10 protein-coding genes and 1 riboswitch are annotated in these 12,556 nt (G+C 45.6%); of the genes, 6 read left to right on the forward strand and 4 right to left on the reverse strand.

Features of this window, described 5'->3' with window-relative positions; translation table 11 throughout:
• The first annotated feature begins 114 nt into the window (after nt 1-114).
• The 3 genes from EKG39_RS23460 (at nt 115) to EKG39_RS19740 (ending at nt 2,434) form a co-directional block, all read left to right on the forward strand.
• Nucleotides 115-258 carry a hypothetical protein gene (locus EKG39_RS23460; protein WP_185817671.1) on the forward strand — a complete coding sequence of 48 codons (144 nt, stop codon included), beginning with the start codon at nt 115-117 and terminating at the stop codon, nt 256-258.
• 7 nt (nt 259-265) lie between these two features.
• Nucleotides 266-487, forward strand: a complete 222-nt coding sequence (locus tag EKG39_RS19735; RefSeq protein WP_126507726.1) for a helix-turn-helix transcriptional regulator — start codon at nt 266-268, stop codon at nt 485-487.
• A gap of 99 nt (nt 488-586) precedes the next feature.
• A complete protein-coding gene (locus EKG39_RS19740) occupies nt 587-2,434 on the forward strand; it encodes a M14 family metallopeptidase (RefSeq protein WP_126507727.1) in 1,848 nt (615 codons plus the stop codon).
• Nucleotides 2,435-2,514: 80 nt separating this feature from the next.
• Here EKG39_RS19740 and EKG39_RS19745 read toward each other — a convergent pair whose 3' ends face one another.
• Nucleotides 2,515-3,309 (reverse strand): class I SAM-dependent methyltransferase, encoded by a 795-nt coding sequence (locus tag EKG39_RS19745; protein WP_126507728.1) that lies wholly within the window; start codon nt 3,307-3,309, stop codon nt 2,515-2,517.
• A gap of 249 nt (nt 3,310-3,558) precedes the next feature.
• On the opposite strand from EKG39_RS19745, the gene EKG39_RS19750 reads away from it, so the two are divergent.
• Entirely contained in the window at nt 3,559-4,314 is a 756-nt protein-coding gene (locus EKG39_RS19750) for a DUF4097 family beta strand repeat-containing protein (RefSeq protein ID WP_126507729.1), read from the forward strand.
• Between the two features lie 212 nt (nt 4,315-4,526).
• Here the strand turns inward: EKG39_RS19750 and EKG39_RS23780 are convergent, their stop codons facing one another.
• From EKG39_RS23780 to EKG39_RS19760, 3 genes are all read right to left on the reverse strand, one after another.
• Nucleotides 4,527-4,649 carry a hypothetical protein gene (locus EKG39_RS23780; RefSeq protein WP_281276274.1) on the reverse strand — a complete coding sequence of 41 codons (123 nt, stop codon included), beginning with the start codon at nt 4,647-4,649 and terminating at the stop codon, nt 4,527-4,529.
• A 547-nt stretch (nt 4,650-5,196) separates the two neighbouring features.
• On the reverse strand, nt 5,197-5,451 hold the full coding sequence (locus EKG39_RS19755) for a GIY-YIG nuclease family protein (RefSeq protein ID WP_126507730.1): 255 nt from the start codon (nt 5,449-5,451) through the stop codon (nt 5,197-5,199).
• Nucleotides 5,448-7,637 carry a S9 family peptidase gene (locus tag EKG39_RS19760; protein WP_126507731.1) on the reverse strand — a complete coding sequence of 730 codons (2,190 nt, stop codon included), beginning with the start codon at nt 7,635-7,637 and terminating at the stop codon, nt 5,448-5,450. Before EKG39_RS19760 ends, EKG39_RS19755 begins: the two co-directional genes overlap by 4 nt.
• 224 nt (nt 7,638-7,861) lie before the next feature.
• Nucleotides 7,862-8,130, forward strand: a riboswitch (FMN riboswitch).
• Nucleotides 8,131-8,309: 179 nt separating this feature from the next.
• Here EKG39_RS19760 and ribB point away from each other — a divergent pair.
• Together ribB and EKG39_RS19770 are read left to right on the forward strand one after the other, a co-directional pair.
• Nucleotides 8,310-8,963 (forward strand): 3,4-dihydroxy-2-butanone-4-phosphate synthase, encoded by a 654-nt coding sequence (gene ribB / locus EKG39_RS19765; protein WP_126507732.1) that lies wholly within the window; start codon nt 8,310-8,312, stop codon nt 8,961-8,963.
• 327 nt (nt 8,964-9,290) lie between these two features.
• Nucleotides 9,291-12,521, forward strand: a complete 3,231-nt coding sequence (locus EKG39_RS19770; RefSeq protein WP_126507733.1) for an EAL domain-containing protein — start codon at nt 9,291-9,293, stop codon at nt 12,519-12,521.
• The last annotated feature ends 35 nt before the right edge of the window (nt 12,522-12,556 follow it).

Consider the following 12,556-nt stretch of genomic DNA (forward strand, 5'->3'; position numbering starts at 1 on the left):
TAGCCTCCATTTGCAATATTGTATGGTCACAAATACAGTATGGCTCTGGTGCACAATTTAATTATTTTGGACTAACCCACGAACTTGGAGGCTAGCACCTCGTGGGGAGTCATTATGTCTACCATAATTAGCTTCTCAAGCTATTCAATTTTAGCTAAAAATGGCATTCTTCCGGAGCTGAACTCAGCCTACCTGATAGCGCTGATGGCATTAACCTATATCGCTGGCATCGTCAGTGGCCGCCTAAGATACAGTTGAGATACAGATGAAAAATCGATTAAAAGTGCTCCGTGCTGAGCGAGACTGGACCCAAGCCGATCTCGCTGAAAAACTCGAGGTTTCCCGGCAGACGATTAATGCCATCGAAAAGGGCAAGTATGACCCGAGTTTACCTTTGGCATTTAAGTTCGCCAGGCTTTTTGCAGTGCCTATCGAATCTATCTTCGATGATGAGATGGGGAGAGATATTGAACCGTCTCCAGGATAGGAATATAAAAAGCTATTACGTGACTCCCTCCTATTGTATTCATTACTTTTTTAATGAAAGATATCTGGCTAATAATAAAACCAATATTGAGTAGCCAACATGCATTTCAAGCTCTTATCTGTAGCCATCTTAGTTAGCCTTTCAAGCTCCGGCGTACTCGCTAACGATGAAGTGACCTCCCAGCTGGCTGAGCCCCAAGTAGCCACAACATATATCAACGATGCCATACTGCCACCAGCCATCGAATGGCATGGCAAGAGTGAAGCTCTGCTTCTTGATGCAGATGATGAGTGGGCGACACCGTTCGAACAAAACGGTCTTAAAACCAGCCCTGACTATGAGGAAACTTTCGCCTGGCTAGATACACTCATTGAACAGACGGATAAACTGAAGAAAGTCAGCCTGGGTAAGAGTCCTCAAGGGCGAGACATCTGGATGATCATCGCATCGAGTGAAGGTGCAGACTCCCCGCAGGAGTTACAAAAAAATGGTAAGGCAAGCATACTGGTGCAGGCAGGGATCCACTCCGGAGAGATCGATGGCAAAGATGCCGGAATGATGCTGCTAAGAGATATCGTTATCGGTGAAAAAGAAGCTCTACTCGATAACGCTAACCTTTTGTTTGTACCGATTTTTAGTGTCGATGCTCATGAACGTTCGACGCAATATAACCGTGTCAATCAACGCGGGCCTGTGAATATGGGCTGGCGTACGACGGCAAAAAACCTCAATCTTAATCGGGATTTTGCCAAGGCAGATGCTCTGGAAATGCAGCATATGCTGCATGCCATCAATGAGTGGCAACCGGCTCTCTACATCGATGTGCATGTCACCGATGGCATAGACTATCAGTATGATGTCACCTTTGGTTACAACCAGCCACAGGGGCTCAGTCCGGCCAGTTACCGCTGGCTTGAGCAGAACTATCGCCCTGCAATAGAGGCCGAGCTTTCGGCTCAGGGACACATTCCCGGGCAGTTGATATTTGCAATCGATAATACGGACATAACTAAAGGTATGTCGCTATGGAATCCAAGCCCAAGATACTCAAACGGCTATGGCGATGCACGCCACCTGCCGACTATTTTAATTGAAAATCACAGTCTTAAACCCTTCAAGCAGCGCGTTCTCGGCACCTACGTTATGCTGGAGGCAACGCTCAAAACGGTTGGCGAACAGTCCACTAAGCTCAGATCTGCCATTCAGCAAGATAAATACAGCTACTCGCCTCAGATCACTCTGACCTGGAAGGAGCAGCAGCAGAAAAAAGGCTGGGACTTTAAAGGAATAAATTACCGATTAGAGCAAAGTGCTATCAGTGGTAATGATATCGTTCGCTGGACTGGTGAACCTAAGCTCTACCCGGATCTACCTGTCATAGGTAACTCAGTGGCAGACATTCGGGTGAAACGCCCAAGCGCCTATTACATTCCACCACAATGGGATGAGGTTATCGAACGCCTTAATATTCACGGTATACGTATGACCCGTTTAGAAGCCCCGACTCAATTAAGTGTCGAGCAATACCGCCTAAGTCAGCCGACTTTCTCAGTTAAAGATTACGAAGGCCGACAGCGTGTAAGCGCCCAGGCAGTACTCAGCCCAATCGACACTCTACTGCCAGCCGGAACCGTCAAGATAGAAACCAGACAACCCCTTGGTGACCTTGCCATTTTGTTGCTTGAGCCTCAATCGCCGGACTCCTTGTTGCAATGGGGCTTTTTCAATCCAATATTTACCAGAACGGAATACATTGAAAATTATGCCGTTGAGCCTTTGGCCGCTCAGATGCTCCAGGAGAACCCAAAGCTACAACAGGCATTTAATGAAGCACTCAAAGATGAAGCATTCGCCGCAGATCCAAAGGCGCGTTTACGCTGGTTTTATCAAAGAAGTCCTTACTTTGATGATAACTATGAAAAATACCCAGTTGTGAGACAGAGGTAAATCTCAACTTATCTCTACTATCTCAATCAGGGGCCGCACTCTCCATGCGGCCTTTTTATTTGCTTACCTTACAGACAGCATCAAGCTCGCTTAATCGCACTCACCGAATAGGTCAATGGCACACGTTGCTGCTTATGTTCAAGAAAGTATCTGCAGCTCTGCTCTCCAGCAGGATTAGTGACACTCTCCTCCTGCAAGCCGGCAAATGCATCATAGGGGCTGAAGTCAAATTCGTTATAACCCTTTAGCTCCAGCCCGGCTCTCATCAGGGCATTTAACACCTCAGAGATAGGATGCGGCCAGCTCATCACAGTATTTGTCTCACCATTACAGTTCTCTGTGTAGGTGGCCTCATCATCGACATCCGGCTCTTGCTGCGCAAAATAACTGTAGCCGTCGAACAGGGCTTCTAAAGGATGAAACTCCACCATATAGAACTGTCCACCAGCCTTTAAGCAATCACTCACCACTTGCGCCCACCTATCCAGATCTGGCAGCCAGGCGATGGCGCCGTAAGAGGTAAACACGATGTCAAATTGATTGGGTACTCGCTCTGGCGTGTTGTATACATCGGTACAGATAAACTTAGCCTCGACCTCAAGGTGTTTCGCCAGCTCTTGTGCTTGCTCTATCGCGGTGGATGAGAGATCGATTCCGGTGACATCGGCCCCCTCTCGTGCCCAGGATAAGGTGTCTAAGCCGAAATGGCATTGAAGATGAAGCAGACTCTTACCTTTTACATTCAGCTCCCGCAGCTCTATCTCCTGTAATGAGCTCTTACCTTTCAGGAAACCTTCGACATCATAAAACTTCGAACCTACATGGATTTTTGTACGCTTATCCCAAGCGGCTTTATTTACAGCTAAGTAATCCATCTCTTATCTCTCTTATTGTTCTTTATCTTGTTCTTTTAGGGGAGCGAGTTAATAAATTTAACCAACTCAATAGGTCAAGTACCTTACCTTTTGAGCATAAAAGCTAACACTTAAGAGAAACATTTTAAATAACATTAACAAAACACTTAATAAACATATGGATACATTGTTGGCATGAACAATGCTAAGTCACGTGTACAGAAGAAAGTTACCAAACAAGAATATTTTGATTTTAAAAGGAATAATAAGATGCTCATTCGCCCTACTATCTTAGCTAGTGTTTTAAGTTTATCTCTTTCTGGATGCATCATTAATGTTAATGGTGCCGATATGAGCCCTCTTGAGCATCAACACCAATCCATTCAACTCGATGCTAGCGGTCTCAATGCGCTGGTTGCCGACACCGGAGCGGGGTCGCTCGAAATAGAGGGAGTTAAAGGTTTAACCCATATAACACTCGAGGCCGATATCTATACCCGAGATGGCGTAGAGGCTGAGCTTTCGCTCGAACGTCAGGGAACAAAGGCACACCTGATTGCCGATTTCGATTCAAATGTGAGCTTCGGGAACTCTCCACATATGGATCTTGTGCTGAAAGTCCCCTCACAGATGAAGATGAGTATTGATGACGGCTCAGGCAGCATAGATATTTCAGGCGTTGACGCCGACATTAAGCTTCAGGATGGCTCCGGGAGTATCGCTATACAAGGTGGAAAAAACCTGGAGATAGAAGATGGCTCAGGTGGTATCACCCTTAATAATGTCGATGGTGAGATCCAGCTCGAAGATGGCTCAGGCTCTATTGAGATAAAAGATGTCGACGGTGATATCACTATAAACGATGGTTCCGGTAGCCTTTCTGTAAAGAACGTACAGGGCAAGGTAACCATTGATGATGGCTCCGGCAGTATAGATGTCGTCAACACTCTGGGATTAAACATTATCGATTCCGGCTCGGGTGACGTGAGCTTCGATCGGATAAATGGTCCGGTAAGTATGCATTAATACCAATCAGTATAAAGATGTGATCGCTCAGCGAGAGTTTAGCGCTTCTGAGGCAAGGCAGCGAGTGAAGAGCATAGTTGTTCTACGTTTAAGCTCGTTAACGCAGCATAAGAAGCGCTAAAACTCGCCTTTCAGGAGTGTTTTTTGACTGCCTACTTCCTCGTTGAATAGCTTCACAAGGGATCACCATTGCATCATCTATTCGCCTTGATTTAGTTTGCCAAAAATAACTCTGAGTAGATCACTTTCTTATACTGATTGGTATAGCCCACTATCGGCAACCAATAGTCTTCCCGGCGCAGGCGGCTAGGCAGGACAATGATAAATTGTCCCAATTAGCCCCTGCCCACCCCGTCTGCAAATTACAGCCATATCTATGCCTTGTGTCTGGCCGATAAGCCCGGCAGCACAAACTTCAGGTATCCAGATTAAGCCTTGTTTTCACCTTAGTCCTTGCCTTAGTAGATAACTCACCATATCTATCAAATAATAATGTGGCAAAGTGAAGTATCAACAACCCATACAAGGACCACTGAAAGCCCGCCCCCTGTAGTTCGGTTCGATGAGAGATAGGTTCTCTTGTTTGTTCCATCAGAGCAGTCATCATATTCCTCAAATTTGAGCTCAAATAACAGTTAAGACTTATAGCTGACAGAGAGTACATCGAAGGAGGTGAAAGAAGTGTGAAGACGTCTGTCAGTTTTTTTAGGTCTTAAAACTGGGAGAAATAAACAATCTTCATGATATAGCGAAGATTGTTTACTCAATTGCTCTAATAAAAAGAATGCAATCCATCAAAATTGAGGCTTAAACGAAAGGTCTAACTTCCCCAGAGAAAGAGGGTACTCAGGGGGGACCGTATCCACCTCGATTTTCATAATCCTAGCCTATCAAGGCAAGCTTTTTAGTTCTGGGCCAACGCTTAATCGCAATCTCTCGCTTTAATGCATCAGACTTAGTGCCTACTGCCTCGTTATACACTAAGGCCAAAGGCCCCTTACCTCGCAGGAATTTAGCGGCTTTAGGTCCACCGGTTTGATGCTCCTTAAACCGCCGTTCAATATCCAGCGTCACCCCGGTATAGAGGTGACCGTTAGCACATCGGATCATATACAGGAACCACATAGGTTCACTCATCTAGCCTCAACCTCGTTAAGTCCCAGTAGACCCAGGAGGAAAGCGTATTCCTGAGCCGTATCCTGGTATCTCCTATAACGGCCACTCTTACCACCATGACCCGCTTCCATATCAATATGAAAGAGTAATTCATTGTCGTCAGTCTTATAATCCCTGAGCTTAGCGACCCACTTAGCGGGTTCAAAATACTGCACTTGCGAATCATGAAGGCCGGTAGTAACGAGCATGTGGGGGTAGGCTTGTTGCTTTATCTGATCATAGGGCGAATAGCTAAGCATGTAGTCGAAATATGTCTTCTCATTGGGATTACCCCATTCATCATACTCATTGGTCGTCAAAGGGATCGACTCGTCCAGCATTGTTGTCACAATGTCGACAAAGGGCACATGGGCTGCAACGGCAAAATAAAGTTCAGGAGCTTGATTGATGACGCCTCCCATCAACAAGCCACCAGCACTGCCGCCAGCCGCAACCACACGTTTCTTATCACCGTACCCCTGAGACGTCAACGCCTTGGTCACGTCGATAAAATCATCGAAACTATGTTGTTTATTCAGCATTCTGCCATCGTCATACCAGGGTCTTCCCAACATCTCCCCTCCACGGACATGGGCAATGGCATACACCACCCCCCTGTCCAGAAGACTTAACGCCGAACTGTCAAAATCAGGCTCAATCGTATGGCCATAGGCACCATAACCATATTGATAGAGTGGATTGCTGCCATCTTTATTAAATGAATCTTTTCGATAAACTAAGGTGACGGGGACCTGAGCACCATCTCTGGCCGTGATGAATACACGCTCGGCCTTATAGGCTTCGCTTTCAAACCCTCCAAGTACTTTTTCTTGCTTGAGTAACACTCGTGTCGGCAGACTGGTTAGGTCATACTCATAAATCGACTCCGGAGTCGTTGGGCTCGAGTAGTAGATCCTTAGCTTATCGCTCTCCTGTATGGCATTGACATCCAGCCCCACCACATAGGCCGGGTCATGGAACGGGATCTCAAAAGGCCCGCCTTCAACCTTTCCGCCTTGGCTGATATCACTGTTATCAGCATGAGTTAGGGGGGAAACCCAAAGGCGGCTGATCCCATTTTCACGAGTTTGCACGATTAAAAATTTCTCCAGCAGGAGATAATCTTCAATACGGCGATCCGCACTGGCGCCAATAACCTCTTGCCACATATCCTTATCACTAAATTGAGTCTCGTCGACCTTCATCAAGCGAAAGTTAATCGCCTTCCAGTTGGTGAGAATGTAGTAAGTACTACCCAGCTTAGCGACAGAGTATTCATGCCCCTCCTCTCTTGCCAAAAGTGGCTTAAAGTCACCCAATGGCATATCGGCATCGAGTACCGACACCTCACTCGTAGTCGTGCTCTCATTAAAAAGCGTAATTCTGGACTCATCGAGAGACTTACCCAACGAGATGTAAAAACTATCATCCTGCTCTTCGAATACCAGAACATCTTGTGATTGTGGCGTCCCTAATTGATGACGAAACACCTGGAATCCCAACAGGGTTTTAGGATCTTTGGCAATATAGAACAGATGCTTATTATCATTAGCCCAAACAACCCGGCCATCGGTTCCCGTAAGTTCATCCTTTAACAATTTCCCGCTGGCAATCTCTTTAAAATAGATCCTATAAATTCGGCGACTTAAGGTATCTTCGCCGAAGGCTATTATCGATTCATCGGGACTCACAGACACACCGCCAAGGCCATAGAATTCATGGCCTTCTGCGCGTAAATTCACATCGAGTAACAGAGTTTCTTCGCCATCAGGTTCACTTTGTCTTATCACCAGAGGATATTCAAAACCTTGCTTATATCGGCGTGAATACCAATGTGAATGCCATAGGTATGGCACACTCGATTCATCTTTATCCAAACGGCCAATGAGCTCATCAAACAGTGTTCGTTGAAAGCCTTCAAGCGGAGAAAACTGTGCCTTCGTATATAGGTTTTCAGCCTCTAAGTGAGCCAATATTTTGGGATTTTTACGAGCGTCATCTCTTAACCAATAGTAATTATCGATGCGCGTGATGCCATGCAACGTCATCTCATTAGGGATTTTTTCAGCACTCGGGGGCTGAACCGGATCAACAGGCTTCATAGACGTACATCCAACGGATAGGGTTAATAGTACTAAACTCGAAACGAACTTAGGGATCATAGACATCTTACACATCCTTGCTAGACGATGACTTGGGTTGAAACAGATCATTGAGTCGAGTCTAAAGTCGATAACCTCTGAGGTAAAGCAAAGAAAGCGACATGCCCTGAGTCCGAAGATATTATCCAAACACGGGTCATACCTCACACTTGACTGGTTACCACTTGTCATTTGTATAAAAGAAGCGCACCATGCTTGCGCTCGTTATCGGACTATTGCCTGATAAGCGAGTAAATTCTCAGGGCGGGGTGAAACTCCCCACCGGCGGTGATAGCTTTCAGGTCAGCCTGAAACTTAAGCCCGCGAGCGCCCACACTGACTTTAATATCTTAGAAGAACTATCCTCGAAGATCATATTTCAGTTTGGGGTCAGCAGATCTGGTGATCTTTGCTTTTCAATTAGACTTTATTGTCGTTGGAAATCAAACTATTCCAGAGCCGACGGTAATGAGCTTTCTACTTAAGTAGCAAGCCTGAGTCCGGATGAAAGAGAATGTAAGATGGAATGGCTGTGCACAGAATCTGACAGAGACTCGAAGGAACTCCTCAGCCTCTTGTTCGGTGTACGTACCGTCTCCACCTCTTATTTCACACTCTCATTGTATCTGCAATGTTGGTGTCATTTTCTGCACGCCCTGATTCTGGAAAACCCAATGTAGTTTTTAAGGATTTTAAACCATGAATCAGTCATTACTTTCCCCTTTCGGCACAGCTATCGAACGTGTCGAAACAGCGCTGACCTCTCTCAAGCAAGGTCGCGGCGTTCTCGTTGTCGATGATGAAGATAGAGAAAATGAAGGCGATCTCATCTATTCAGCCGAAACGCTAACCAATGAACAGATGGCACTGCTTATTCGTGAGGGTAGCGGCATAGTATGTCTCTGTCTTCCCGATGAAAGAGTTAAGCATTTAGCCCTTCCTCCGATGGTCGAGAATAACTCGAGCCAGTATGGAACGGCATTTACGGTCAGCATTGAGGCAAAGGTGGGAGTCACTACGGGGGTTTCTGCCGCCGATCGTGTGACCACCATCAAAACCGCAATTGCAGACGACGCCCAACCCGACGACCTGGCTCGCCCCGGTCATGTATACCCGCTTCGCGCTCAACCCGGTGGTGTAATGACTCGCAGAGGTCATACAGAAGGGACTATCGACTTGATGGTACTAGCAGGGTTGAAGCCAGCCGGCGTGCTTTGTGAAATAACTAATCCCGATGGCACCATGGCCAGACTAGCTGAGATCATCAGTTTCGGGGAAAAACATGATCTTCCCGTTCTGACCATCGAAGATATTGTCGAATACCGCAAATCTATGATGGCCGAAGCCAGTTAATCTAGCTTCGTAAAAGTAAACTAAACAAAAAGCAGAACCCCCTGCTTTTTGTTTAGCGTCAATAACCATATGAAAACTATGGTTATTGACACCCCCACTGTCCCGCTTATAAAACAATCACATATATCATCATTAATAAATATAACAAAAATAATGCTTTAGTCGAATTCTTGACACATCAAAAATAAAACCGTGACCTAGATTAGACTTCCATGAAATAACTATGACACATCTATAAAGCTATGATATTTATCCGTGACCCAATATTTTACGGTCGCGATAGACACCAGAAAACACCGTAGAACAACACAGGCACGGAGCACTTAAATGTCATCAGTAATGAATTGGCTTAGCTTAAAACAAAAGTTAATTTTGTTTGCTTCAATTCCAATGCTGTTACTCACACTATTTGGCTCTATGGGGATGCTGCACCTTTCAGACAGCTATCAATCCGCTCAAAAAAATGCTCTGGCCATTGAGATAACTCAAGAAGTTGAAAATCTGATTTTCGAACTACAAAAAGAGCGCGGCCTCTCCGCAGGGTATATAGGTAGTGCAGGTGATAAATACCAGAACAGGCTTACGACCCAAAGGGTCGATACCGATAAACATTTATCCCAACTGCTGACAGGTAAGGCTATTCAACAGCTTTTCCGGGCATTAAAGGGCAATTCGAATCAGCTCCCCCCCCTTCGGGACAGCTTGAATCAGATAAAAACCATGAGTCATGAGATTATCTTAGTCCGTGAAGATGTCACTAAAAAACTGGAAAAGGAATCATTTCACTTCTACTCAGAGTTCAATCATCAGCTATTAATCTTTATCTCGCAACTACAGCAACAGACCGAAGATGTCCCCCAGGCCAGAGCCTATAACGATCTGATCAATGTCCTCATGATCCAGGAGCTGGCGGGAAAAGAGCGTGGTCTTATGAATCGGCTGCTATCGGCAAATCTTATGGAAGCCGGCGCCTATATCGGCATAAATACGATTGAGCACGAATTAGACCACGCCGTCTCTCAACTATTGTCGACTGCGATAGATGAAAACAAAGAGCTAATCAAAGACTTATTAACGAGTAAATCTAATCTCGACTATCTTCTTATGCGCAAGCATGTCAAGACTCAGATAGAGCTGATCGAACAGGCACAAGAGATGAGTGTATCTATGGGTTATGGCGGATTGATTCATGACTTCAAGAACTATCTCTTGAGAGGAGATCAAGAGTATCTCGACAGCTTCAATATAAATCTAAAGCAGATAAACTTTCAGCTGACTAAGATCAGGCAGCACTCAGATCTTACCGATAACCAGCTTAGTGCGATCGGACAGATTGCTGAGACCATTAATAACTACGCCATACATATCGACCAGCTACGGGTACTCAAGCAACAAAAGCTCACGATAGAGGAACAGGACAACCGGATACGTATAGACGACGAACCTATGCTCAACGCATTATCACTCCTTCAGTATCAAGCCCCCAGCGTCGACAGTGAGGTTTGGTGGGAAACTGCAAGCGAGCGGATCAATCATCTGCACAGGGTCAGCTCGGTGATCACAGACGAGGTTGCCAAACTCAGTTCTGAACAAAAAAATCAATCTATCATCTATCTCGTGATAGGGATCCTGACCGCTCTGCTAACAATCCTACTGCTCTTCCTTTTGGGACGTAGCATGGTGAGAAACTTGGTCGGTAGCATCGCCTGTATCGCCAACGATATGCAGAAGATGGCCCACGATCCTCATCTTGAGCTTACTGTGCCGGTCAGAGGCAATGATGAAATTGCCCAGATGTCTCAGGCACTGAATCTTATGCTTAAGGAGCGGCTCAAGGCCAACCGTCAGATCAGCCTGGCTGCCGCCGTATTCGACTACTCTGCAGAGGGGATCATGGTTACCGACAAAGATAACCACATTGAACTCATTAACCCCGCATTTACTCAGATAACCGGTTATAGTCTGGAAGATGTCAAAGGCAGAAACCCATCAGTACTAAACTCCAATCAACAACCACATCATTTCTATGATTCCATGTGGAAGTCGTTGAAAGAGTTAGATAAGTGGGAAGGTGAAATCTGGAATAAACGTAAGGATGGTCAGGTCTATCCGGAATATTTAGCCATCACAGTCGTCAGAGATGAAGCGGATGAGATCACTCACCATATCGGTCTTTTTCTCGATATCAGTAATCGTAAAAAATATGAACAAGATATCTGGTATAAGACAAATTATGATCCACTCACGAATCTGGCCAACCGCCACCAGTACACATTGAAAATTCAGCAAGAGATGTCAGTTGCAAAGCAGCAGTCTCTACAACTTGCCATTCTTTTCATTGATCTCGACCGCTTTAAATATACCAATGATATCTATGGTCACTCCGTTGGTAACGAGCTCCTGTGTCTGGTCGCCGCCAGATTAGAGTCGCTTCTAGGTAAACATGACTTTGTCGCCCGGCTCAGTGGTGATGAATTTGTCATTATTCTCTCCAATGTGAAACACAGGAGTGAGGTGCGCCAGTTCGTTGAGGGGGTTATCGATCACCTATCCTCACCTTTCGGACTCAGTAATAATGAGTTGATGATCTCTGCCAGCGTAGGTGTGAGTCTATACCCGGAAAATGGTGATGACGGAGAGCTGTTAACCCGCAACGCCGAAACGGCTATGTATCAGGCAAAAGGCGATGGACGCAACAGTTACCGCTACTTCTCTGCAAACATGAACAGCAATATGCTGGAGCGAGTACAACTGGAGCAACGCCTAAGACGAGCCGTACTGCAGGAAGAGTTCTGTCTGTTCTATCAACCCATAGTCAACATGGACGATCGAACAGTCATAGGAGTTGAAGCGCTTATTCGCTGGCGCGATCCCAAGTATGGACTCATCTCACCGGATAAGTTTATTCCAGTTGCCGAGGAAACAGGGCTCATCGAACCCATAGGTGAATGGGTAATACAACAAGCGCTCACCGATCTAAGCCAAATGCATGCTAATGGCTTTATGATCAACATGGCGATCAATGTCTCTGGCAGACAACTTATCAACTCCAATCAGGCCCCCTTTAGTTCCCTGCTGGACAATATGTTGCAAAAGCACAAGATAGCACCTAAATACCTTCACATTGAGATCACCGAATCCATGCTGATGGATGATACCGAGCAGTGTCAGCAAAAACTGGAGGCTATTCGTGATCTCGGTATCGATATCTATATTGATGACTTTGGTACCGGATATTCCTCATTGAGTTACCTCAAGCGTTTTCCTATTTCGGTAATTAAGATAGATAAGAGCTTTATCGATAATATGCTGGCGCGTCAATCAGATGCCAACCTGATCAAGGCGATTGTCATGATGGGGCAAAGCTTAGAGTTGAAACTCGTTGCCGAAGGCATAGAAACCGAGGAGCAGTGGGAGTTCTTGCAAAACTTAGGTTGTAATTTTGGCCAGGGTTATCTGATCTCAAGACCCCGACCTATCAATGAACTGACCGAGTTATTGGTCGACAACTTGAAACCGGCGCAAGAAGTTGAGCTGAAAAGGTGCTCTACGCTATAGAACAAAGTAGCAATTGCTCTAAGCGATCAAAAAGG

The organism is Shewanella atlantica (genome assembly GCF_003966265.1).
In the GTDB taxonomy this organism is placed as follows: domain Bacteria; phylum Pseudomonadota; class Gammaproteobacteria; order Enterobacterales; family Shewanellaceae; genus Shewanella; species Shewanella atlantica.